Source organism: Enterococcus hailinensis (assembly GCF_045862035.1).
GTDB classification, from domain to species: Bacteria; Bacillota; Bacilli; order Lactobacillales; family Enterococcaceae; genus Enterococcus_A; species Enterococcus_A hailinensis.
The window spans coordinates 164165-186634 of sequence record NZ_BAAFRV010000002.1; the positions used below are offsets into that span (position 1 = coordinate 164165).

Genomic DNA, 22470 nt, shown 5'->3' on the forward strand with positions numbered 1-22470 from the left:
CTGACAGCCATTCTATTTCAAAATAATCCAAACTTTAGCTTTTTGATTACCTTTTTATCAACAAAAAAAGCGTCCTTTGAGTTTCCTCAAAAGACGCTTAAACGTGGTCCCACTTTTGTTTGCATTTCTGCCTTTTACATACAGGTAACGTCTGTGAATCGTCTTCAGCTACCTATCGCTAAAGCCACTCCGAGATGCATTTCGCAAGTTTTGATTTGACTGCTTCCACCAATGACAGCCTCTCTGTAAAATCTTTCCTTGTTACTTCTTCTCTTCTTTGTGTTTATTTTACTTGATTGATATGTGATAAAGCTTTTTCTTTCCCTAACAATTCAACTGTTTCTGGTAATTCAGGACCGTGAGTCACACCGCTAACCGCTACACGAATCGGCATCCATAAATTTTTACCCTTAACACCAGTTTCTTTTTGAACTGCTTTGATTGCTGCTAAAACACTTGCTGCATCCACTGTTTCCATCGCTTCTAATTGTGCTTGGAAAGCTGCTAAGACAGTTGGTACTGTTTCACCTGCTAAAACTTCTTTGGCTGCATCATCAAGTTCTAATTTATCTTGGAAGAACAAGCTAGAAACTTCAGTGATTTCAGCTGCATAACTCATTTGTGGTTGGTACAAGCTAACAACACGTTTCAACCATTCTTTACGTTCAGGTGTTGGATTTTCTTCGACTTTACCAGCCTTGATCAAATAAGGCAAGCATAATTCAGTCAATTTATCTAAATCCATTGCTTTGATATAGTGGTTATTCACCCATTCTAATTTCTTTTGGTCAAATGCTGCAGGAGATTTGCTCAAACGGTCTGTATCAAACATCTTGATCAATTCTTCTTGAGAGAAGATTTCATCTTCTCCAACGGGAGACCAACCTAATAATGTAATGAAGTTGAACATCGCTTCTGGTAAATAACCCAATTCACGGTATTGTTCAATAAATTGTAGAATACTTTCATCACGTTTACTTAGTTTTTTACCTGTTTCACTATTGATGATCAGTGTCATATGACCGAATGTTGGACGTTGCCAACCAAACGCATCATAAATCATCAATTGTTTTGGTGTATTGGCGATGTGATCATCTCCGCGTAATACATGCGTAATTTTCATCAAGTGATCATCAACGGCTACAGCAAAGTTATATGTTGGCATACCGTCACGTTTTTGAATAATAAAATCGCCACCGATGTTATCAGACTCAAAGCTGATTTCACCTTTGACCATATCATCAAACGCAAAACTTGTGTTGCGAGGAACACGGAAACGAATCACAGGTTCTAAACCTTGTGCTTCTTTTTCAGCTTGTTGTTCTGGTGTCAAGTTCGCACATTTACCAGAATAGTGCGGCATTTCTCCACGCGCACGTTGAGCTTCACGTTCAGCTTCTAACTCTTCAGAAGTACAATAACATTTATATGCTAAGTTGCTAGCAAGTAATTGATCGATCAATGGTTGATAGATTTCACGACGTTCTGATTGACGGTAAGGACCGTATTCGCCAGGATTTTCTGGAGACTCATCCCAATCAAGACCTAACCATGCCAAATTCTCTAACTGACTCTTTTCACCATCTTCAATGTTTCTTTTTAAATCCGTATCCTCGATTCGAATAATAAATTCTCCACCGTGATGACGGGCAAATAGATAGTTAAACAATGCAGTACGGGCATTCCCGATGTGTAAGTGTCCAGTTGGACTTGGTGCGTAACGCACACGAATTTTTGACATATTTAGCTCCTCTTTCAACTTTTTTAGTTCAAGAACCCAAGTTCTTTACAAACTAAAGTTTACAATCAAACCGCTATTTAGTAAAGCTGTAGTATCATTTAGTTGATTTTGTTTGATCATAATCTAATTTTTTCTCTGGTGAATCGTCTTTGATATTCCGACTTGAGTGTGCCGGTTTCGCAAAAATCATTCGTCCTGCAGCAGTTTGCAAGGCACTCGTCACGACAACTTCGATATGTTCATTCATATAGTGTTGGCCATCTTCTACAACGACCATCGTACCATCATCTAGATAAGCGACCCCTTGTTGACGCTCAGTTCCGGCTTTTACTAATAAGACATTCATCGTTTCTCCAGGAATAACAACTGGTTTCACTGCATTAGCTAAGGCATTGATATTCAGTACAGCTACATTTTGAAACTCAGATACTTTATTTAAGTTGTAATCGTTAGTCACGATCACACCATCTAATAATTTTGCTAATTTAATTAATTTGCTGTCGACTTCACTGATATCTTCAAAATCACCATCGTACATTTCAACTGAGATACCTTCTTCTTTTTGCAATGAATTTAAAATATCTAATCCTCGGCGCCCACGTACGCGTTTTAAACTATCACCAGAATCTGCAATGTATTGTAACTCATACAATACAAAATTTGGAATCATCAAAACGCCTTCTAAGAATCCTGATTTTGCAATATCATAGATCCGACCGTCGATAATAACGCTCGTGTCTAAAATTTTATATTTATGAAAATGATCATCGGCTTTGCGTTCTAATACTTCGCCTTCATTCGTCTCCGCCTTCTTATTACGACCACCAAAGAATTTTTTTAATTCATCGATTCGAGTCGTTCCCATCCGAAAACCTAAATAGCCTAGCAGTGTCATGATCAATATTGGCAATCCGCTGTTGATGAATGGAACTGGTACACGATACAGTGGAGAAGTTCCAATCAGACCTAATGTTAATCCTAAAATTGCCCCTACTACACCAAAGACAATATACGTCAGACTAAATTCATTCAATTGTTTTTCAAGTTTTTTTACTCCAGCTGTGATTGGTCCCACGATCGCCAAAGAAATAATATAAAAAATAATTGCACCAATTAGGCCATCGGTAACTGAATTATTCAACCACATGTTGTCTGCATAACCAATTGCAAACCACGCCATTGGTAAAAAGGTGATTCCTAAACTAATACCAATTAATACTATGATTATTGTTAACACACGTTTTTGCATGCCATCCCTCCTCAAATTGAGCTTAATTTAAAATAAAGGGGTGCCAGAACTACTCTGACACATCCACTTATTAACGAAATACTTTTCTTAATGTCTCTCCTAAAGTAGCGACCGGCACCAATTCGATTTCTTTTGGTGGGGTCCAATCGCCCATATTATTTTTAGGCAAATACACTTTTTTAAATCCTAACTTACTCGCTTCTTTCACACGCTGTTCAATACTGCTGACTCGCCGAATTTCTCCAGTCAAACCAATTTCACCGATAAAGCACTCGGTGGCTTCTGTGCCATTTTCTTTGTAACTGGAAGCAATCGCAACAGCTACTGCCAAGTCGATTGCCGGTTCATTTAGTTTCACACCGCCTGCTGCTTTCAAATAGGCATCTTGGTTTTGTAAAAGTAGTCCCGCCCGTTTTTCTAAAACAGCCATAATCAATGACACCCGGTTAAAATCTAAACCTGTCGTTGTACGTTTAGCATTACCGAAAGCCGTTGGTGTCACTAAAGCTTGGACTTCAACCAAGATAGGCCGACTTCCTTCCATCGCCACCACAATGGCAGATCCCGTCGCTCCCTCTAAACGTTCTTCTAAAAAGACTTGCGAGGGATTAGCGACTTCGACTAAGCCACCTTCACGCATTTCAAAAATACCCAATTCGTTGGTTGATCCGAAACGATTTTTTACTGCTCGTAGAATACGGAAACTATGATGTTTTTCACCTTCAAAATATAAAACGGTATCTACCATATGTTCCAGCATTCTTGGACCAGCGATGTTTCCTTCTTTGGTAACATGCCCTACGATAAAAATCGCTATACCATTGGTTTTTGCCAATTTTAGTAATTCAGCAGTCGTTTCTCTTACTTGGCTGACCGAGCCAGCTACACTTGAGATATCTGGCTGCGTCATTGTTTGAATCGAATCGATAATAACGTAATCAGGTTTTAAATTTTCAATCGTTCGGCTGATTTCACCCATATCCGTCTCCGCATATAAATAAAAATCATTGTCACTAGAACCTAGGCGTTCTGCCCTCAACTTGATCTGTTGGGCGCTTTCTTCCCCTGACACATACAATACTTCTCCGCCAGTCGCTGCCAATTGGTGAGAAACCTGTAATAACAATGTTGATTTCCCTATTCCGGGGTCCCCGCCGATCAATACTAATGAACCTGGAACGACACCGCCGCCTAAAACACGATTCAATTCAGTCAATTGTGTTTGGACTCGTGTTTCTTTTTTAAAGACGACATCTTTCAGCTTTGTTGGTTGCGCCCGCTCACCTGTTAAACTAACACGATTGCGCCGATCTTCTGTATTTTGTTCGACCTCTTCCACCATCGTATTCCAATTGCCACAATTAGGACAGCGGCCTAAATATTTAGGTGAAACGTAGCCGCATTCTTGACAGATAAATTGCGATTTGGTTTTTTTTGCCAAAGTTTTCGCCTCACTCGTTGATTTAATTATTGTTTTCCAGATGAACCAAATCCGCCAGTACGTTCAGTATCTGCTTGATCATTATCAGCTTTTAAGAATGGCAAGAAAATTCCTTGACCAATTCGTTCGCCCTTTTTGATTGTTACATCTGTTAAACCAAAATTTGAAAATTGGAACATGATGTGACCTTCATTAGCCGGGTTATTGTAATAATCACTGTCGATCACACCAATCCCATTACTTAACGTAATGAATCGTTTCACAGGATTGCTTGAACGATTGGCTAACTGTAGGTATTCATCTGTACCCATATACGCTTTGATTCCTGTTGGAACTAAAACTGGTTTCAATATTTTCCCAGTTGTTTCCGCACCATTTGTAAAGTGTTGGATCACTTGTTTCCAAACAGCTGGGATAACAATATCTGCTGCTGCTTCAAAATCATATCCGGCTGCGTTTTTAGTTGCTCGTTTAGGTAAATTGATTTCCTGTTCTTTATATGCTGCAACTACTTCAAAGCCTCTTTTCTTCATAACAAACTCCTTCTTAACCTTCAGGTATCATTTGTAAAACATATAGTTATTTTACCATAGAGCAATAGGCTATTCGAAAAGCTTTTGAGAAAACTCTATGTAAATTTAATGAATCTTTGAAGTACGATATTAATTTTCGCTACTCCTAGCATTTAGTGCCGGTAAACGGTTGATATAGATTTCAATTCGTTTTGCATAAGATGGTTTTTGCTCATAAATACTGATTTCTTCTTTCAGCATTTTTAAATTGTCCGTCACGATGCCATTAACATTCAACGCAATCATTCGATCCATGCCATCTCTACTATTGACCGTCCAAGCATAAACACCTTTATGCTCTTGATGAGCCTGTTGGATAAAATTACTCGTCAGTGTCGTCTCTTCCATCGTATAGGCGTTCGCTGGAGTTTGTGGGAATACTAAATTATACGGCAATACATAACTGACATACAACTTAGGCGCCTTTTCTTTTAATTCTTTTACAACATCATAATCTAATGAATGAATCTTATGATGATATTCTAAAATCATTGATTGATACTTGGTGATGAAATTATCAATCATCTCTTTGGAATCTGCTGAAGTGACCTTGATCTCAATTAATAATTTTTGCTGATGGCGGTTTGCAAAGGCCACATAATCATCAAAACTGGCGACAGACGCTACATGACCATTCTCAGTCGCATATAAATCTTGTAATTCAGCTAGGGTTAGATCATGAGTCGTCTTATTGACCCCAGTTAATTTTTTCAAATTGATATCATGCATCACTACAAACTGGTGATCTTTGGTTTCTTGAATGTCCATTTCGATATAATCAGGCTTTTCTTTAATCGTAGCGGCCATCGCTGGAATCGTGTTTTGAACACCATTTCCATTATCTACCCCTCGATGGGAAATCGTTAACGGTTCTGATTCTCCTACTCCTGCCAGATACAGAACATTATTGAAAAGAAGCGAACCACCCAAAATAATACAGACGATTCCCGCAGCCAATTTTGTCCAAAAACTAGGATGGATCATCTGTAAAGGGCCCTCACCGCTAATGATCAAAGGATGAAACTTTTGTACTAAAATACTGAAATAGAGAACAGTCGCCCAGGCTAACATTAATTGGCTGAAAAATTGGATACTGGTCAACGTGACCATCGCGCCAACCGCTGGAATTGGGCGCGGAAATAAATCTAAAATAGATTGGAAAATGTAGCTGATACCATAACCGATATAGGATACACCGGTTAAAATAAGAGTTAATATAAAAATACGCCACGCATAGTGCCAAAAACGTCGATACGTTAATGCTAAACTTTTAGTAATTGCTTGTTTAGGGCGTTCATTTGAAAAAATCATTTGAGGTAACACAAATAACAAACGAACTCCTACGTACCAAACTAAAAGTGAAACAACTGATAACAAAAGTGAAATCCACATATTTTCGTTTAAGTAGTCGATAATAAACACCGGGATCGTTACCTTACTCAAAAGTGGGGTACGAAAAATAGCATTAGCAAACGGTAAGATCATTAAAAAGTAAAACAGAAAGAATACAAACGTCATTGGACGTAATTTTCGCATTTGATAAATTGATTGCTTCAATACTTCCCATAAAGAAGCTTCGCTCTTCGTTTGAATGCTTCGTATACCAAATAATTGAAACGTGAATTGTAAAAATACTAGGGCAAAAATCAAGGCTAATAAAAACAGCAAAGCAATGAGTACCGCTGGATGTTTAGTTAAAATTGTTAAAATATTCGTATTGGAAACATATGGAATATTGCCTCGTTTTAAAATAAATGCCGTCAAAAATTGAAAAATCGGGATCACTATGATTTCTAACACGATATTGGTTCCAACAATTAATAAAATATAACTGCCCCAATGGCGCAAAAACTCACGTGAATAAGTAAAGAAAAAGCGCAATGAAGACATTGTTAACACCTTCTTTCAAAAAGTAGATGAATAAAAATCGGACACAAAAAATTACGTGTCCGATTGTACTTGTCGTTTTTGATCATATTCTGGATCAAATTCGTCCGTTTCAATATAAATATAAGCTTTCTTATCTGGTAACGCTCTGCGGATGACTCGCTCAATATCATTAACTACATCATAACTGACGCCTTCATAAGCGTCTATGATATCGATCTTAGCTGCGATCATAACCTCTGTTGGTCCTAAGTGAACTGTTTTAATATCGATCACTTTCTTGACTTCATTTCGTTTAAATGCATCTTTGATTTTTTCCAAGTCCGCTTTAGATACACTTTCACCAATGATGAGACTATAAAACTCACGAGCTAAAAAGATCGAAGCAAATAACAGCATCATCCCGATAAATAAACCACTCAATGCATCAAAGACCGGATTTCCAGTGAACATTGTTAATAATGTTCCGATGATCGCTAATACTAAACCAATCACGGCACAAAAATCCTCTGTAAAAATAATCAAGATCTCACTGTGGCGACTTTCTTTCAAAAATTTAAACAGTGGTAAATTTTCTGTGTTCAATTCATGGATTTCTTTGACTGCGACCCGTAGAGAACTCCCTTCAATCAAAATCCCAAAAACTAAAATTCCCAATACGATCAATGGGTTAGTTACTTCATGACTGGGATGAAATAATTTTTCGACTGCTTCCCAGATACCTAAAGCTCCACCGCCAAAGAACAACATTGTTGCAACGATCGTACTGAAGAAATATTTTGCTCGACCTTCACCAAATTGATGCAACTCACTTTGCCCTCGCGCTGCTTGACGATCACCAAACAACAATAAGATTTGGTTGCTGCAGTCTACCACGCTATGAATACTTTCATTCATCATAGCAGCACTGCCACTGATCATAAAACCAACAAATTTACTGACTGCTACTAATATATTGGCAAAAAGAGCTGCAATTACTGCGGTCGATCCTTTTGTTTTTTTCTCTTCCATTCCATTCACCTGCTTCCTAATCACTCCTATTATAAAACAGATCTTATAAATCATGAAAGTAAATCTCTCAAGCAAATCATTCGTCAATAGATAATATTTATGAAAAAATTAGTTACATACAGATTGGAGGAACCACCATGCGTCTTTGGCACGAAAAACTGATCCCATTTTTACCTCGCCAACAGTTATTGGGTCAACATCGCGAAGCCGCAGCTTTAAGAGGGAAAGGCTGGGGAAAAAAACACGCAACCGTTGACTATGTCTTTACCCATCCCTACTACAAATTATTTCAATTTCACTTATTGGTCCTTGAAGAAATGCTTCGACGAGGCTATTCTCCGGATCCTTTGTGGTTTGATCCACTTTATCGCGGTAAGCACCTTGAACCTTTGACCCAAATCACTGTTTTACCGATCACTACACCACTTTATCCTGAACATGATGAGGCTTATTTAGAAGAATGTCTCTTAAACTTAGCCCAAAAAGGAATCATCTTGCCGGAAATTTGAATTCAGTCATGTTTTCACGATAACGGAGGGGCAAATGATTTCTTTGATTTTTCAAATCGGTTCTTTCATTAATCGTCACAGCTTTCAAAAAAGTTTTCCATTGTTGTTCTATTATTTGTTCTTCCTGCGAACGAGCTATCTCTGGACAAGTTGCTTGTTCTAATAAATGAATCTTTCCGTGATCGATCATAGCCAATAATCGATGTGTAGTGTCATAAAGCATGATTTTTTCTTGCGGATAACGTTCAGCAAAATGAGGACAAAGATAGGGTAAGACATAATTTTTAGGACTAATCTGGCTAAATAACACTGCCCCGACTGCTTCAAAACGAACGAATCCGGTAAACGCATGTGTTTCACTTAATAAGGCTCGGATACTTTTCTGCAAAGCTAGGATCGAAGGGTGTCCCAAATGATTTTCCAATAAATCTGTCGTCTGTAAAGCAATCTCAATGGCATCTAACAAATAACGTTCTTTCCCTTCTAAGGAAGCATAAAAACCTTGTTGAATAAATTGATAATTTTCAGTTCGAAGTCGCTGGATTAACCGATGATAGATTTTAGTTCCCCGATCCTTGTCTGTTTTGATCCATTCTGAATAGAATAGATTTTCAACAGAATTTCCCGTTGATACGATCACAGCCGGAAATTTTTTTTCACGAAAACCTCGATCAACAATTGTCAAAAAACCTAGAAAGCTGCCGTCATATTCCCATTGTGCCTGAGTTTCTTCCATTATGCTCCTCCTTTTTTTGCATGCTCAAATCGTTCCACATCAAATAATGTCAATTGCTCATACATAGATTGCGTATTGAATTGCTTTAATGTTTCATATTGTTTAGAAGAGATCAAAGAAGCAATGACCCATTCGGGATTGTTGATTAATCCTGAAGGTCTTTCTTGATTACAAGTAATGAAATACTGTGCTCGTTTGATAACGATTCCTAATTTTTTTAAATCAACTAGATGGAGTCGATAATATTTACGAGCTTTTAGAATATTTTGTGCACTTTTAGGACCGATTCCTGGTACCCGCAGCAATTGATCATAACTAGCCGTTTGCACATCGACAGGAAAAAACTGATAATTTTGAACTGCCCAATTCGCTTTAGGATCTAAATAGAGATTAAAATTCGGTTTTTCTTCTGATAAAATCTCATCTGCACTAAATTTATAATAGCGTAGTAACCAATCTGCTTGGTACAAGCGATGCTCTCGTAACAACGGCGGCTCGCTTGTTACAGCTGGTAATAAATTATCGTGATTCACAGGAATATAAGCAGAGTAATAGACCCGTTTCAATTGATACTTTTGATACAAGTTTTCTGATATTTTTACGATCGAACGATCACTTTCCGGGCTAGCACCAATAATCATCTGTGTTGATTGGCCAGCCGGAACAAACTTAGATCCCTGTTGGATGGTTGGCAGTAATCCTTGTTCTTTTTTTATTGTTGTAATTTGTTTCATTGGTTTATATAAATCAAACGGATCTTTATCAGGAGCCAGTAATTTTAAACTTTCCTTTGATGGTAATTCAACATTCACACTCATTCGATCTGCTAAAAAGCCCAATTCTTCGATGAGTGTTTCATCAGCACCGGGGATTGCTTTAACATGGATATAGCCACGAAATCCTTTTTCTTCGCGCAATATTTTTAGTGTTTTCACTAGTAGTTCACACGTATAATCAGGATTTTTAATAATGGCAGAACTTAAAAATAAACCTTCGATATAATTTCGACGATAAAAATCAATCGTCAAGTCTGCAACCTCTTGCGGCGTAAAAGTCGCTCGAGGAATCGCATTTGATTTACGGTTAATGCAGTAATGACAATCAAAAATACACGCATTCGTAAATAATAATTTTAAAAGCGATACGCAACGACCATCTGGCGTAAATGAATGACAGATACCTGAAATCTTTGTACTTCCAATTGACCCCGTTCGTTTATTTTTTTCTACCCCGCTACTGGAACAAGAAACATCGTATTTGGCCGCTTCTGCTAAAATCTCAATTTTTCTTTCTAATTCCATTGGAAACCGCCTTCCTCAAATCGAACATACGTTCTTATTTAATCAGATAAAAAGTGATCTGTCAAAAATAATTTCAAGAGATACTCCTAAAGACGGATGTTGCCTTCTATAAAATTGCTATAATTCAATCAATGACTGGTTCAAATCATTTAAGGAGGGAAAATGATGGAAAGAAAGCAATACATTTGTGATAAGTGTGGGAATCAACACTATGTTTCGGATCAATTCCAAGCGACTGGCGGAAATTTTGCCAAAATATTTGATGTCCAAAACAAAAAATTTACAACGATCAGCTGTACACGTTGTGGCTATACTGAACTTTATCGTAGCCAAAATTCTAATGGCTGGGATATCTTAGATTTCTTAATGGGTGGCGGCTAAACTAAAACCAGCGTATCTTTTTAGCGATACGCTGGTTTATTTTTCAAAATAAGCGGTCCAAGTAATACCATCAGACTCGGATCGTCCGCCGACAAATTCTTTTTTTGTAGTCTTGTGAGTAAAAGGTGCTTCTTCTGTTAAATCAGCTTTCATTTCTGAATAATTCGGGTAGATTACCGCATTCAATTCGTTGAGATTTCTATTCGTAAAAAAATCGTAGTGATGTTCAACTGATGATGCTTCTGTAAAATCAGATGTTTCATTATCTTCTACCTTTCCTGTTTGAATAAACAAAAAGAAAACTAGCACTATGGCTATCAAAGAAATTATTATTCCATATTTTCTTTTCACGGCATCCTCCATAACTTATTTAGTTACTTTTAGTATGCCATACTCCGAAATAATTTTATATAAAAAAGATTAATAAATTATTTTTATTGTTTTAACCGTAAAAATAATAAAAAAAGACTGGAAATCATTTTTGATTTCCAGTCTTTTTCTTAGTCAAACTCTTCATATTCATTTGGATCTTGTCCATCTATTCGACCATCTGGTTTTTCTAATTTATTGATTGCTTCAATTTCAGCTGGTGTAAGTTCAAAATCAAAAATAGCTAGATTATCTCGTTGATGTTCTAAGTTTCTTGATTTAGGAATTGGGATGATTGCTCGTTGGTAATGCCAACGCAAAATAATTTGAGCTGGATTCTTACCATATTTTTCAGCCAATTCTGTGATCGTCGATTCTTTTAGCGCATCACTTCCACGGCCTAAAGGACTCCATGCTTCCGTAATGATTCCGCGCTTTTTATTTTCTGCTAGCATCCGTTCTTGGACCCAGTAAGGATGGATTTCGATTTGATTGACAGCAGGTGTAACTCCCGTTGCGTCAATAATTTTATCTAAATGCTCTGGTTCAAAATTCGATACACCGATTGAGCGGATCAAACCAAGATTTTTAGCAGTTACTAGTGCTTTCCAAGCTTCAACGTATAGCCCACGTTTAGGTAATGGCCAATGGATCAAATATAAATCAAAATAATCTAGTCCCATTCGGAACAAAGATTCTTGGATCATCATCAAAGCATCCTCATAGTGATGATACTTGCCCGGTAATTTTGTTGTTACAAAAAATTCAGAACGAGGAATTCCTGAGCGACGGATAGCCTCTCCGACGATTCCTTCACTGTCATAATTTGTCGATGTATCCAATAGACGATAGCCGTCTTGGATCGCAGTCAACACTTGATCTACTCCTTGCCCTCCACGGATTTGGAACGTACCTAGACCAATCGTTGGAAAATGGTGACCATCATTCAATGTTATCAATGGTGCTTTCATCATTAAATTCCTCCTTCATTTTTTCCTGTTTCGTTATCAACCATACCACCAAGTTCTTTGACTTGTTAAGTAGTCTGCTCAATTGATCGATAAATTATTTCTAAAATCTACAGAAAAATCTCTTAGGAACAGGTATACTACCAATGAAAGCCAGATAGAGGAGAAGATTATAGTGGATTCAATTATTTGTATTTTATTAGGAATGATTTTTGCGAATGGAATTCCTCATTTTACTAAAGGAATTACTGCTGAACGTTGGGATGTTCCTTGGAAAAAGCCGGCTTCAGCACCGACAAACGTTTTATGGGGTGTTACCAATTGGTTGATCGTTGTCATAATCTATGCCTTGATCAATCCTGAATTCAATAGTTTTGATGCTGCGTGTTTCTTCATCGGCATGGGAATCACCGGTTATTTTTTAGCACTACATTGGTCAGAAAAAAAGAACTAAGAAAAAAAGCTGTTGGATTTTTCCAACAGCTTTTTTAGTGAATATCAGCTTGTTGTTTCTTCGTTAATTTTTGATAGACCAATTGATACGACCGTTGAATCAAAAACTGAATTGCTTCATCATCTAAGTCTAAACTAGCCAACTTGATTGAGTTCCAATGATTTTTATTTGTATGATATCCCGGTAAGATGGTCTCAGGATACATTTCGCGAAGCTCCTCATTTACTATTGGCAAATTTTTTAGTGTGATCATTGCTTGGTTTTCAGCTTGATGATTCATCAGACCAAACATTTTTCCTTGTAAATCAAAGTAAAAGACATCCCAATCTGATCGAAAATAAACGGTCGCGCCAGTCAAAGATTCTCCAAATGCTTTAAATTTTTTGATTCGCTGTTGAATATCCGTAGATTCCATCGAATCACCTTTTTCTGATTTTCTTTTGATTATACCTTATCCGCTAAATAAAGAACCAGCCAAGGCGGCTGGTTCTACTTTTTTATTGTTCTTGCATCGCAGGTAATTCATCTTTATTTAGTTTGTTCAAGTAAGGGACCATCATAACTGCTCCCGCTACAAAAGCGATGCCTTCGGTGATAGTCATTGACCAGATCAAACCATCTAATCCATAAAAATGATGTAACAATAAAACAACTGGAATGAAGAAAGTTCCTTGGATCGTTGACATTACACCGGTTTGGGCTCCAAAACCTGAAGCTTGGAAGATCCCAGTAAATAAGCCAGAAAAACCATTAAAGACGGATGAAATCAATTGTGCAGCTAAAATCGTCAATCCGACTTGGATGACTCTTGGATCACTTGTAAATAATCCTAAAACAGGCACCCGAAAAACATAAACGATCAGTGCAAAGAGAATAGAAATTCCACCGATCCATAATGAAACTTCTCTCAACGCTTCTTTTAATCGTTTCGTGTTATGCGCTGAGAAACTATAGGCAAATAATGGCATTGCACCTAAAAATAGACCCATAGTCAAAAATTCTGGTAATTGCGTAATCCGAACGGCGATTCCAAAACTGGCTACTACGTTATCGCCATATTCAACAGAGAAATTATTTAGTAATAAGGTAGTGACAATCATAAATGCTGATTTGAAGATTTCAGAGATACCAATTTTGTAAACTTCTAATTGATCTTTGATTGAAATCCGAAAATGCTTTAGAAACCCTTTCAAAGACTCACTTTTTGTTTCTAAAAACCAAACATAATATGCAGTAGCTGCTAAATTAGCAAGAACCAATGAGATACCAGCTCCGATGACATGCAAGTTAAATACTAAGATCAATAAAGCGTCTAAAATAATGCTGACCGCAACACTGATAAACATGCCATACATTGATTCTTTTGAAGCTCCTTCTGAACGAACCAATTGTTCTAAACCAAAGTTCAAAATCATACCAAATCCGCCCGCAAATAAAATTGTTGAATATTGTTTAGTATAAATTAACGTTTGACCATCTGCTCCAAGCAAGTGGACAAAAGGCGTCATAAAAATCATTGCTAAAATAGCAATAATGATTCCAGCGATAATACTCATATAAAAAGAGTAACCCGCAACTTTTTTACCTTTTTCTTTATCCCCGCTCCCAAGTAAACGTGTGATAAATGTTCCGCCACCAACACCAAAAACATTTCCGACAGCCATCAAAATAATCGTGATCGGCATGGCTAATGTAATAGCTGACATCATATTCGTATCATGGATCAATCCGATGAAATACGCATTGATCAAATTATAAATAGTTGTCGCTGAGATTCCTACCATCATCGGGATCGATAGATGAGCGATTGCCTTTCGGATTGGACTTTCTTTTAAGTAATAAATATTTGATTCGTTTGTTTCAAATTCTTCCATGATAATTCCTTCTTTTATTAGATTTATAAATATTAGAATTCTAACTATTTAGCCGCAAACAGACTACTCCTGTTTGCTACTTAGAGACTATCGTCAATTTTTTTTAACAAGGTGATAAGTTGCTGTTTTTCTTCCTCCGATAATGCATGTACCAATTCTTTTTCAGAATCATAAAACGCCTGATTGGTTTCATCGACTAATGCTTTACCTTTAGGGAGTGCATAGATATTTTTTTGTCGTTCATTATCAGCAGGAATGCGGCGCTCAATATAGCCTTTTTTTTCTAACCCTTGCAGCATACTCGTAATGCTAGCGCTCCGGCGTTGGAAAGCCTTAGCTAAATCATTTTGAATCAAACCTTTTTCTTCATATTGCGCAATATAAGAAATCATTCGGCCTTGTTGAGGGCTGACATCCATATCTTTGACACGTTGGCTCATTGATTCACGTGATTTATACATGATCGAACGTAGTAAACTTGAAACAACCATTCTTTCCATAAAAATCCCTCCTTGCTAAATGTTAGATACCTAACTGTTCGAAAAGAATATACACGCTAGACAAAAGAATGTCAATAAAAAATACTTAATTTCTAATATTTAGATTTCTAACAATAGAATTACTAAACTTTGATACGCCAAATTTAACTTACAATAAATTAGAAAAAAGTACTTAATTACTTTTAAATTAAATTAAGCATGTTATAGTATCATTTATTCTTTTTTTTACATTATCATAATTAATTTTATAGTATCATCTAATTATAAAAGCGCTTTAAAAGTTTGTTGGTATAACATTTAAGTGCTGAAAATTGGGAGGATATAGAATGAAAAAATTTATCAAATTAGGAATGGTATTAACTTTAGGTCTGTTCGTCACAGGGTGTAGTGGTAATGACTCGTCAGAAACGATCAGTAGTCAGTCAAAAACGATTGAGTCACTGAAACTGTCTAATGAAGAGCTAAATACTACCGTCTCTTCTTTAGAAAAAACAGTTGAATCTTTTGAAAAAGATAAACAAGCGGATGAAACTGCTAAAAAGGATAAAGAAGAAGCAAAAGTAGCGGCTTTAAAAGCAGAAGAAGAACAACAGCGAAAGGAAGAAGAAGCTAAAGCTGCAGAAGAAAAACGAATTTTGGAAGAACAACAAGCAGCTAAATTATCCGAAGAGCAACGAATAGCTCAAGAAACAGCTGCTTCAAAACAAGCAGCTGGAATTCAAGCACAACAAAATCAACAACAAGCAACTCAAGTAGTTGCAGAGCCCACACAAGGTCAAACCGTCTATGTTACGGCTACTGGCAGCAAATATCATACGCATAAATGTGGAAATGGTACCTACACTCCAGCTACTTTGGAAGAAGCCCAAGCACGTGGGCTGACAGCTTGCTCAAAATGTTACTAATATAAAAAATGATGCTTATACTACCTATCTAAAAAAGAGCGAATCTCTTCGCTCTTTTTATTTTAATTAAATTACCTTGTCTGTCCTTCTAACAAACGATTCTGACCTTTGATTGCTTGAATTGCAGTAATATCTTGTGTCACTTCTAAACAACCTAGATATTCTCCAACTTCATTTTTCAATGCAAAATAACGGATATAAACTTTTTTACCTCGCAAATCGATCCAAAAATCAGCTTCTGAACGAGCTCCAGAACGAAAATCATCTAAAATTTGCTGAACCATATGCATGCTTTTGGGTGGATGACAATTTACAACTTCACGGCCGATCACTGATTTGGTTCGAGGGAAGACGCGTTCTTTTCCTTCTGAGAAAAAGCGAACTCGATCATCTTTATCAACAAAGGTCAGATCAACTGGCAAGACTTGGAACAATGCGATTATTTCTTCCATTTTCATTGTACCTGTTGGCAAAACAATCATTTCATTGGAAGATTGTTCTTCCCACTCAAAGTGTTCCTCTACTGGAGGAACTGTTCCTGCTGCAAGACCTGCAGCGATCCCATCAGTCGTTTCTTTCGCTTGCTTGATCGCTAATTGGCGAGCAGGTTCACGTTCTTTTTCTTTTTCAAAAGCCTCTTTACTTGCTTTCCAAGGCAAAGGATCCGGAATGAAAGCAAAACCGATATCAAAGCTATCTCCAGCAATTTTTTCCCAATCTCTGAGGCTAAAAACATCTAATGTCATCGGAGTCATGATTTCTTCTTCTTTAAAAATCATTTCTTCGATTTCCGTCTTAGCAACTGTCCACTTTTCTTCGATAGGATTGTAAGCAACTTTGGGAGAATTGACCAGTTGAATCAATACTTTTATTTGCTCACGGATATCATCATCAACTCCCCACATAACTTTTGGAGGAGCAGATATTCCATATTTTTCCATGTATGAGAAGATAAGGGTCTCTTTACGAACATAATGTTTATCAATCTGTTGCAAGTCAGTCAATGCATGTAAGAGGCGCTCTTTATGAGACCAATCACCTGCTTTCATTTTACTCAATAATCCATCAATTTCATCAGTAATCAGTGATTGCAACACTTGGTTCTCTAATTTTAACGTATGAATCGGATGCCCTGGCTGTTCATGTTCTAGATTTGAATGATGAATGTCATTAATTGACCCCTTAAAAACTGCTGCATGGATGTTACATAACTTTTGAATTTCCTGTGGATTCAATCCACCCTGGATTAATGCTTTTTCAGCGGCAGTAATTTCTGTAACATCGACTCCTTCAAATTCTTGATTAAATAGATTTTTAGCTTCTTCAAAAGAACCGCCTTGATGAAGCAAAGTTAAAATTTCAACAATTCTTTCTTGGCGTTGTTTTTTAGTTTGGTCCATTAATTTTCTCCTTTTATCGTGAAACCTTGAGCTTTAAATGTTTCAATAATTTGCTCCATTGGAATGTGCTTCATCTGTGCCCCTTTAGGAATCGTGACATAGCGGCCTGCCGTTTGTAGCATTCCAGGTTTCGAAATTTCTTTAAAACCCAATTTATACATTAAATCCTTGAGTTCGGGATATAACAAAACTAATTCAAATAAAGATTTAGATAGATCTAACTCCTTCATAGGAAATGCTCCTTTACTAGAATGTGCATTAATTATACGCTTGATTTATAGCTATTTACATATAAGAATTGATAATTTTGTGAATTTATTTATTTAAGGCATTATATAATGGCACTAATTCTTGAAGTGTTTGACTAATTATTTCTTCAATCGCTGGGGGCGTGTTTGTTTTAAAGAATAATTTACCTAATTGAAAGCTACGACCTTCCAAAGATTGTTCCAGCTTTGATGGTTGCTCAGGATCTGCTAAAAATTCTTTTAATGATAAATGATCTGTTAGTTCATGTTCTACTTGCGGCCAAATATAATAATCATCTACCGTAATTGTAGTACTCCATTCTTTGATTTGTTCCAGTAATTCATTATAGCGAATCAAACTTCCTGGGCGTTCGTCACTTTTATAATGTTGAAACATCAGATAAATCTGAATTTGTTTTTTGTTTAATAAAATTGCTAAACATGCATTTTGATTCGGGTGCTGAGGGTCTCGGTAGGCACTCCAAAAATGATTTCTTAAATTCCACCCATTCGTCCAACTCTCGATTTTCGGTTTTTCCATCCGAAGATCCTTGGGTAATGATTGTGCAACTACTAATTGTAATTTTTTCCACTTTTGCCAATGCTCTTTGTAGACTTGTTTTATTTGATCCAGCTCTTCACCAGTATATTGCTCTTTTAATTGTTTAAACGCATAGCTCTCTCGATCAAGGACTTGAAAGTCACTTTCCAACAATTCCATAATCAACCTTCTTTCTATCCGTCCCTATTGTACGTATTCTTTATTCGTTATTCAAACAAAAAAAGGCGTTACTCCTCCACTGAGCAACGTCTTTTTATAAAAATTTTCAATCTGAATTCTCTACCTGTGACAACTGTTCTGAGAATTGCCAAGTTTCTCCGTTATCAGAAGACTGGTATAAACAAGCGAACATTTTTCCTTGATCGATGCCACTTGTCTTTACTAGATAAAACTTAGTTTCTAATTGATTAGAACTAACTTGGGTCACTTCATTTGGTGATTGAAACAAGTCTAATCCTCCAGTCGCGTATTCTGTTGGAATCGTAACAACGGCTTCTTTAAATGAACTGCCGCTATTATTTGTGTAATACAATTTCTCACGTGTAGAAACAAATGCTAACGTTGAGTTAACAAAACTGACATTTTGAACTGGTTGATTGATCATAGTTCCGTTTCCTTTAGACCAAGTTTTTCCGTAATCATTGGTTTGATAGATTTCTAAAGCTTCTGAAGACATTTCTGGTGACATCGTTGAGTATACAAGTATACCGCTCCCATCTGCAAAAAATTGAGCTTTTCGATAACGGATACGTTGTGCAGAATTAGAGATTAATGCTTTATCCCACGTTTTCCCATTATTTTTAGACGTTAAAAAATATAGATTTTGGTCGTCATCAGAATAAATAAACCACGAAAAATCAGCAGAAATATTATACGACTTGTCCATCCAATAACCGATTGGTATCTCTCCAGACGTTAATGTATAACTACCTGTTCGTAACCAGTCTGGTTTTAATGGGACAAAAATCCACGAATTCCCACTATCCGTCGTCATATACAACTCGTTCGTTTGCTGGTTTAACTTCAACTGATTTGTTTGATCTGTTTTAGTAGTTGGAGCCTTGCCTTGTTGTTCTAATAGATCAGATTGGTTTGTTGTTTGCTGAGTACTAGAAGATGTGTTGCTTGAAATCGAACTAGATGTGTCATTCAAATTACGATGATGATTTAAACCGTCATGGATAAAAACGCCGACAGCACTAATAAAAACAATGGCCAGTAATGCAATCAGCCATTTCGAATCTAGTCCCCGTTGATTGGGGAAAGTCACCGGCATTTTTGCTGGCTCAGCATCCAAAACAAACAACTGCAACGTAATAAAACCAAATCCTACCTGCTTTATCCCCATATAAATTATAGCTTCATCAAAAGTTGTTGCTAATTCAACACAATCTGATTTCGCTAATTTAATTTTAGGTCGGCCATTTTTTTCTGCTAAATAATAGGTAATAGGCATTGTTATCTTGATAAATAATCGGATAGCGACTGGCCTTTTGTACCATCCGTTCTAAAAAACGTTGAAAATTATAGCGAATTCGGATTCCTTGAAAAAGATTGGCTAAAAAAAAGAAGCCTATTATTGCTGTACCAACGGTCCCTAATACAAAAGAAAGATGATAAAATCCCCGTAACCAATATCCAGTATCAATCGAACGGACTCGAATCTGCAGATGTTGATACACAAACGTTCCAATTCCAAAAAATAGAACAGTTGTTAAGATTAAAAACAAGAAAGCAGTCAGCAAGTTTTTATACCGATTTTGTTTTGTTTGTTTATAGATCGGTTCTGCTGCAGAAAGTAACTCAATAATCAATAATTCTTGATCCATAAAATTCTCCTAGCAAATAAATGATTGTCGTTATTATCCTGCATAAAAAGTCCGATAGCTAGCTTTATTATGAAGATTTAAAAAAAAGACCTAGAAAATTTCTAGATCTTCATCTATTAATATTAACGAAAACCTTTAAAAATATAAATGATCCCTGTATAGTCGCCATTAGTCCGTACACAATAGACCGCTATGATAGGGAAAATATCTAAGGGAAATATCCTCAACCTATGTACTAGTGCTATAGAGTTCTGCTCAATTTTTCCATCGACATTTAGGATTTTTACTCATCAATCACTTATAGTTATTCGTCTTCTTTTAGTAAATCTCTTAAAGAAAATCCATCAAATGTTTCACCATCATAATATTTCAATAATTGATCTGCAGTTAATAAAGAGGAAGTCATTTCCTCTTCTTTTTCTTCAACTAAATTCAAGGCAGCATACTCTTGGTATTGCTCTGCCAATTGTCGATACAGCACTTTTTTTGAGGTGCCTTCTCCCGTAATAAAGGGTAGTTCTTTCAGATGTCCTCGATAAAAAGGCAAGTTGCCTTTCCATTCAATTGGTTGTTCTACGACGGTCAGGTGAACGTCAGCAAAGATATCTTCGTACATATTTAATCATCCTCTCTCAGGGTACGATATTGTCGAGGTGTCATACCTTCAACTTGTTTGAATCTACGATAAAAAAAAGCTTTGTCTTTATAACCGAGACGTTCAATAATTGCTTGTACCGTTAAATCGGTCTGAATCAAATAGTTTTTACATCGTTCAATTCGTTGGATCAAGACCCATTCCGTAAAAGTTTTCCCCGTCTTCTCTTTAAGTAAGCTAGATAAATAATTGGGATGAAAATGAAACTTATCCGCGAGTTCGTCCAATGTGACTTGTTCTAAACGTAAATCGATATATGCTACTAATTCTTTTGCTAGTTGCTGATTTGAAATAAAAAGATCCTTATCAATCAGACTTTGATATTCTACTTGGCTCATCTCAACGATCAGTAAAACAAAAGCGGCTTTAGTCACTTTATTATTAAAATAAGCCATTTTTACTACTTGTTTCAATAGTAATAACAGATAAAAATGAAGATCGACTTGGTTAGAAAAATCGTAAACTAAATATCGGCTGATTCCACTAAAATCTTGGCTCAATGCATCCACAAAAAAACGATACAGTAAAGGTTCCTCCACAAATTGACTCAATAATGAAGCACTAAAATAGTTTGGTTTAAAATAAAAAATGACTACTTCTGTTGTAGTTGAACTAACGTAAGAAAAGCTGGTATCTCCGTTTGTGACAATCATCCCTTGAGCTAATAAAGTGCTTTTTTTATCATTGAGCTGATAGGTTATTTCCCCTTTAATCACATATAAAAGACGAATAAATCCTTTTCTAACTACTATTTTTCCAGTCATTTTTCTGGTAACAAACGCAGCGATCTCTCGTTGTGAATTCTCTGAAAAATATTGGACTTCATCATCCAGCTGATATTGATGCGTTAGATAACAATCCAGGTTAGCTAAAAATTGATAAAAGGCTGCAGATTGATCTGTACTAATGCTAATTCTTTCTCCCCTTAAAATCAGACACTTTTTACTTTAGCAAAACTATTTTAAAATATAGCAGATAAAACTATAATCTATCTATTGATTGTATCATTTCTTATATTTATTTACATTTGATTTAGACACCTTTAGGAGGAAGAACGATTATGAAAATTGGATTTATCGGGGCTGGTAATATGGCTAGCGCAATTATTGAAGGAATCCTTCAACAACATTTTAGTCACCCACAAGATATCTATTTATACGATATTTCAATCGAAAAAGCTCAATCTTTTGCTAAACAGAAAGAAATTCAAGCAGTAGCTGATTTACAAGCATTGATCCAAAAAGTTGATACCGTCATCTTAGCGGTTAAACCCAATATTGTTCAAGAAGTATTATTAGCTGCTAAAAAAACCATCTTGGAAACTCAGCCTTTGATCGTTTCCATCGCTGCTGGAACAAGTACGGAAACACTTTATGAGAACTTTCAAACTAGCGAAGCCGTTCGAATTATTCGTGTAATGCCGAATATGAATGCTATGGTAGGATCTGGTGCAGCAGCTGTTTGCAAAAACGAGTATGCTTCAGAAAAGGACTTAAAGACGATTGTTGATCTGTTCAATGCTGTCGGAAAAGCGTGGCCGTTAGAAGAAAAATATTTTTCGATCTTCACTGCAATTGCCGGTAGCTCGCCTGCCTATACCTTCTTGTTTATCGATTCGATTGCTCGGGCCGCTGTGAAGAATGGGATGCCAAAAGACTTAGCCTTAGAAATTGCGACTCAAGCAATCTTAGGTAGCGCTGAAACGTTGGCTGACAGCCAAGAAAATCCTTGGACTTTGATCGATCGAGTCAGCTCACCTGGCGGTACAACAGTTGCTGGAATCGTTGAATTAGAAAACAATGCCTTTATCTCAACCGTTATTAAAGGAATTGACGCCACGATTCAAAAAGATCAGGAATTGAATAAAAAAGATTAGCC

At 36.5% G+C, this 22470-nt stretch carries 25 protein-coding genes and 1 other annotated feature; of the genes, 5 read left to right on the plus strand and 20 right to left on the minus strand.

Annotation, left to right across the window (positions count from 1 at the left end; genetic code table 11):
- Window positions 1-86: 86 nt before the first annotated feature.
- Window positions 87-287: a binding site (T-box leader), on the minus strand.
- The 6 genes from gltX to ACKTSC_RS02600 all read right to left on the minus strand — a co-directional run bounded on the left by gltX (window position 284) and on the right by ACKTSC_RS02600 (window position 7901).
- Window positions 284-1741, minus strand: coding sequence for a glutamate--tRNA ligase (gene gltX / locus ACKTSC_RS02575; protein ID WP_332579877.1), 1458 nt, complete (start codon window positions 1739-1741; stop codon window positions 284-286). (Overlaps the previous feature by 4 nt.)
- A gap of 94 nt (window positions 1742-1835) precedes the next feature.
- Window positions 1836-2990 carry a PIN/TRAM domain-containing protein gene (locus ACKTSC_RS02580; RefSeq protein WP_407856736.1) on the minus strand — a complete coding sequence of 385 codons (1155 nt, stop codon included), beginning with the start codon at window positions 2988-2990 and terminating at the stop codon, window positions 1836-1838.
- 70 nt (window positions 2991-3060) lie between these two features.
- Window positions 3061-4431 carry a DNA repair protein RadA gene (gene radA / locus ACKTSC_RS02585; RefSeq protein ID WP_332579879.1) on the minus strand — a complete coding sequence of 457 codons (1371 nt, stop codon included), beginning with the start codon at window positions 4429-4431 and terminating at the stop codon, window positions 3061-3063.
- A 26-nt stretch (window positions 4432-4457) separates the two neighbouring features.
- On the minus strand, window positions 4458-4964 hold the full coding sequence (locus ACKTSC_RS02590) for a dCTP deaminase/dUTPase family protein (protein WP_407856737.1): 507 nt from the start codon (window positions 4962-4964) through the stop codon (window positions 4458-4460).
- Between the two features lie 129 nt (window positions 4965-5093).
- Window positions 5094-6893 carry a glycerophosphoryl diester phosphodiesterase membrane domain-containing protein gene (locus ACKTSC_RS02595; protein ID WP_407856738.1) on the minus strand — a complete coding sequence of 600 codons (1800 nt, stop codon included), beginning with the start codon at window positions 6891-6893 and terminating at the stop codon, window positions 5094-5096.
- A 51-nt stretch (window positions 6894-6944) separates the two neighbouring features.
- Window positions 6945-7901, minus strand: a complete 957-nt coding sequence (locus tag ACKTSC_RS02600) for a cation diffusion facilitator family transporter (RefSeq protein ID WP_332579882.1) — start codon at window positions 7899-7901, stop codon at window positions 6945-6947.
- 137 nt (window positions 7902-8038) lie between these two features.
- On the opposite strand from ACKTSC_RS02600, the gene ACKTSC_RS02605 reads away from it, so the two are divergent.
- Window positions 8039-8410: a TIGR02328 family protein gene (locus tag ACKTSC_RS02605; RefSeq protein WP_407856739.1), complete on the plus strand. Its 372-nt coding sequence runs from the start codon at window positions 8039-8041 to the stop codon at window positions 8408-8410.
- On the opposite strand, the gene ACKTSC_RS02610 is transcribed toward ACKTSC_RS02605, so the two are convergent.
- Both ACKTSC_RS02610 and ACKTSC_RS02615 read right to left on the minus strand, forming a co-directional pair.
- Window positions 8391-9146, minus strand: coding sequence for a TIGR03915 family putative DNA repair protein (locus ACKTSC_RS02610; RefSeq protein ID WP_407856740.1), 756 nt, complete (start codon window positions 9144-9146; stop codon window positions 8391-8393). The genes ACKTSC_RS02605 and ACKTSC_RS02610 overlap by 20 nt on opposite strands.
- Window positions 9146-10447 (minus strand): putative DNA modification/repair radical SAM protein, encoded by a 1302-nt coding sequence (locus ACKTSC_RS02615; protein ID WP_407856741.1) that lies wholly within the window; start codon window positions 10445-10447, stop codon window positions 9146-9148. The genes ACKTSC_RS02610 and ACKTSC_RS02615 overlap by 1 nt, the downstream gene beginning before the upstream one ends.
- A gap of 165 nt (window positions 10448-10612) precedes the next feature.
- Here ACKTSC_RS02615 and ACKTSC_RS02620 point away from each other — a divergent pair, with 165 nt between their 5' ends.
- Window positions 10613-10828: a zinc ribbon domain-containing protein gene (locus ACKTSC_RS02620; protein WP_332579886.1), complete on the plus strand. Its 216-nt coding sequence runs from the start codon at window positions 10613-10615 to the stop codon at window positions 10826-10828.
- A gap of 36 nt (window positions 10829-10864) precedes the next feature.
- On the opposite strand, the gene ACKTSC_RS02625 is transcribed toward ACKTSC_RS02620, so the two are convergent.
- Both ACKTSC_RS02625 and ACKTSC_RS02630 read right to left on the minus strand, forming a co-directional pair.
- A complete protein-coding gene (locus ACKTSC_RS02625) occupies window positions 10865-11179 on the minus strand; it encodes a hypothetical protein (protein WP_407856742.1) in 315 nt (104 codons plus the stop codon).
- Between the two features lie 149 nt (window positions 11180-11328).
- Entirely contained in the window at window positions 11329-12168 is an 840-nt protein-coding gene (locus ACKTSC_RS02630) for an aldo/keto reductase (RefSeq protein WP_407856777.1), read from the minus strand.
- A 172-nt stretch (window positions 12169-12340) separates the two neighbouring features.
- Between ACKTSC_RS02630 and ACKTSC_RS02635 the strand changes: the two genes are divergently transcribed.
- Window positions 12341-12619 carry a hypothetical protein gene (locus ACKTSC_RS02635; RefSeq protein ID WP_332579888.1) on the plus strand — a complete coding sequence of 93 codons (279 nt, stop codon included), beginning with the start codon at window positions 12341-12343 and terminating at the stop codon, window positions 12617-12619.
- Window positions 12620-12653: 34 nt separating this feature from the next.
- On the opposite strand, the gene ACKTSC_RS02640 is transcribed toward ACKTSC_RS02635, so the two are convergent.
- From ACKTSC_RS02640 to ACKTSC_RS02650, 3 genes are all read right to left on the minus strand, one after another.
- The gene (locus ACKTSC_RS02640; protein WP_407856743.1) at window positions 12654-13034 is read right to left on the minus strand and encodes an MmcQ/YjbR family DNA-binding protein; all 381 of its coding nucleotides are present in this window, start codon (window positions 13032-13034) and stop codon (window positions 12654-12656) included.
- Window positions 13035-13116: 82 nt separating this feature from the next.
- Complete coding sequence (locus ACKTSC_RS02645) at window positions 13117-14493, minus strand: MATE family efflux transporter (protein WP_407856744.1); 1377 nt, start codon at window positions 14491-14493, stop codon at window positions 13117-13119.
- An 80-nt stretch (window positions 14494-14573) separates the two neighbouring features.
- Window positions 14574-14993 carry a MarR family winged helix-turn-helix transcriptional regulator gene (locus tag ACKTSC_RS02650; RefSeq protein WP_332579890.1) on the minus strand — a complete coding sequence of 140 codons (420 nt, stop codon included), beginning with the start codon at window positions 14991-14993 and terminating at the stop codon, window positions 14574-14576.
- Window positions 14994-15319: 326 nt separating this feature from the next.
- On the opposite strand from ACKTSC_RS02650, the gene ACKTSC_RS02655 reads away from it, so the two are divergent.
- Window positions 15320-15898: a hypothetical protein gene (locus ACKTSC_RS02655; protein WP_407856745.1), complete on the plus strand. Its 579-nt coding sequence runs from the start codon at window positions 15320-15322 to the stop codon at window positions 15896-15898.
- Window positions 15899-15969: 71 nt separating this feature from the next.
- Here ACKTSC_RS02655 and ACKTSC_RS02660 read toward each other — a convergent pair whose 3' ends face one another.
- From ACKTSC_RS02660 to ACKTSC_RS02690, 7 genes are all read right to left on the minus strand, one after another.
- Window positions 15970-17298: a DUF438 domain-containing protein gene (locus ACKTSC_RS02660; protein WP_332579892.1), complete on the minus strand. Its 1329-nt coding sequence runs from the start codon at window positions 17296-17298 to the stop codon at window positions 15970-15972.
- Entirely contained in the window at window positions 17298-17528 is a 231-nt protein-coding gene (locus ACKTSC_RS02665; protein WP_332579893.1) for a DUF1858 domain-containing protein, read from the minus strand. Before ACKTSC_RS02665 ends, ACKTSC_RS02660 begins: the two co-directional genes overlap by 1 nt.
- Window positions 17529-17613: 85 nt before the next feature.
- Entirely contained in the window at window positions 17614-18267 is a 654-nt protein-coding gene (locus ACKTSC_RS02670; protein WP_407856746.1) for an HI_0552 family protein, read from the minus strand.
- Window positions 18268-18373: 106 nt separating this feature from the next.
- Window positions 18374-19564 (minus strand): WD40/YVTN/BNR-like repeat-containing protein, encoded by a 1191-nt coding sequence (locus ACKTSC_RS02675; RefSeq protein ID WP_407856747.1) that lies wholly within the window; start codon window positions 19562-19564, stop codon window positions 18374-18376.
- Window positions 19521-19937 (minus strand): hypothetical protein, encoded by a 417-nt coding sequence (locus ACKTSC_RS02680; protein ID WP_407856748.1) that lies wholly within the window; start codon window positions 19935-19937, stop codon window positions 19521-19523. Before ACKTSC_RS02680 ends, ACKTSC_RS02675 begins: the two co-directional genes overlap by 44 nt.
- Window positions 19938-20241: 304 nt before the next feature.
- Entirely contained in the window at window positions 20242-20553 is a 312-nt protein-coding gene (locus tag ACKTSC_RS02685; protein WP_332579896.1) for a hypothetical protein, read from the minus strand.
- Between the two features lie 2 nt (window positions 20554-20555).
- A complete protein-coding gene (locus tag ACKTSC_RS02690) occupies window positions 20556-21506 on the minus strand; it encodes a helix-turn-helix domain-containing protein (RefSeq protein ID WP_407856778.1) in 951 nt (316 codons plus the stop codon).
- 146 nt (window positions 21507-21652) lie between these two features.
- Here ACKTSC_RS02690 and proC point away from each other — a divergent pair, with 146 nt between their 5' ends.
- Window positions 21653-22468 carry a pyrroline-5-carboxylate reductase gene (gene proC / locus ACKTSC_RS02695; RefSeq protein WP_407855112.1) on the plus strand — a complete coding sequence of 272 codons (816 nt, stop codon included), beginning with the start codon at window positions 21653-21655 and terminating at the stop codon, window positions 22466-22468.
- Window positions 22469-22470: the final 2 nt, after the last annotated feature.

Bases quoted from the DNA above. Each gene is read 5' to 3' on its own strand.
- ACKTSC_RS02580 (WP_407856736.1), bottom strand. From the start codon at position 2,990: ATGCAAAAACGTGTGTTAACAATAATCATAGTATTAATTGGTATTAGT.
- gltX (WP_332579877.1), bottom strand. From the start codon at position 1,741: ATGTCAAAAATTCGTGTGCGTTACGCACCAAGTCCAACTGGACACTTA.
- ACKTSC_RS02615 (WP_407856741.1), bottom strand. From the start codon at position 10,447: ATGGAATTAGAAAGAAAAATTGAGATTTTAGCAGAAGCGGCCAAATAC.
- ACKTSC_RS02595 (WP_407856738.1), bottom strand. From the start codon at position 6,893: ATGTCTTCATTGCGCTTTTTCTTTACTTATTCACGTGAGTTTTTGCGC.
- ACKTSC_RS02605 (WP_407856739.1), top strand. From the start codon at position 8,039: ATGCGTCTTTGGCACGAAAAACTGATCCCATTTTTACCTCGCCAACAG.
- ACKTSC_RS02630 (WP_407856777.1), bottom strand. From the start codon at position 12,168: ATGAAAGCACCATTGATAACATTGAATGATGGTCACCATTTTCCAACG.
- ACKTSC_RS02650 (WP_332579890.1), bottom strand. From the start codon at position 14,993: ATGGAAAGAATGGTTGTTTCAAGTTTACTACGTTCGATCATGTATAAA.
- ACKTSC_RS02680 (WP_407856748.1), bottom strand. From the start codon at position 19,937: ATGGATCAAGAATTATTGATTATTGAGTTACTTTCTGCAGCAGAACCG.
- ACKTSC_RS02660 (WP_332579892.1), bottom strand. From the start codon at position 17,298: ATGGACCAAACTAAAAAACAACGCCAAGAAAGAATTGTTGAAATTTTA.
- ACKTSC_RS02675 (WP_407856747.1), bottom strand. From the start codon at position 19,564: ATGCCTATTACCTATTATTTAGCAGAAAAAAATGGCCGACCTAAAATT.
- ACKTSC_RS02590 (WP_407856737.1), bottom strand. From the start codon at position 4,964: ATGAAGAAAAGAGGCTTTGAAGTAGTTGCAGCATATAAAGAACAGGAA.
- ACKTSC_RS02645 (WP_407856744.1), bottom strand. From the start codon at position 14,493: ATGGAAGAATTTGAAACAAACGAATCAAATATTTATTACTTAAAAGAA.
- ACKTSC_RS02610 (WP_407856740.1), bottom strand. From the start codon at position 9,146: ATGGAAGAAACTCAGGCACAATGGGAATATGACGGCAGCTTTCTAGGT.
- ACKTSC_RS02620 (WP_332579886.1), top strand. From the start codon at position 10,613: ATGGAAAGAAAGCAATACATTTGTGATAAGTGTGGGAATCAACACTAT.
- ACKTSC_RS02640 (WP_407856743.1), bottom strand. From the start codon at position 13,034: ATGGAATCTACGGATATTCAACAGCGAATCAAAAAATTTAAAGCATTT.
- ACKTSC_RS02685 (WP_332579896.1), bottom strand. From the start codon at position 20,553: ATGTACGAAGATATCTTTGCTGACGTTCACCTGACCGTCGTAGAACAA.
- ACKTSC_RS02600 (WP_332579882.1), bottom strand. From the start codon at position 7,901: ATGGAAGAGAAAAAAACAAAAGGATCGACCGCAGTAATTGCAGCTCTT.
- proC (WP_407855112.1), top strand. From the start codon at position 21,653: ATGAAAATTGGATTTATCGGGGCTGGTAATATGGCTAGCGCAATTATT.
- ACKTSC_RS02655 (WP_407856745.1), top strand. From the start codon at position 15,320: ATGAAAAAATTTATCAAATTAGGAATGGTATTAACTTTAGGTCTGTTC.
- ACKTSC_RS02665 (WP_332579893.1), bottom strand. From the start codon at position 17,528: ATGAAGGAGTTAGATCTATCTAAATCTTTATTTGAATTAGTTTTGTTA.
- ACKTSC_RS02670 (WP_407856746.1), bottom strand. From the start codon at position 18,267: ATGGAATTGTTGGAAAGTGACTTTCAAGTCCTTGATCGAGAGAGCTAT.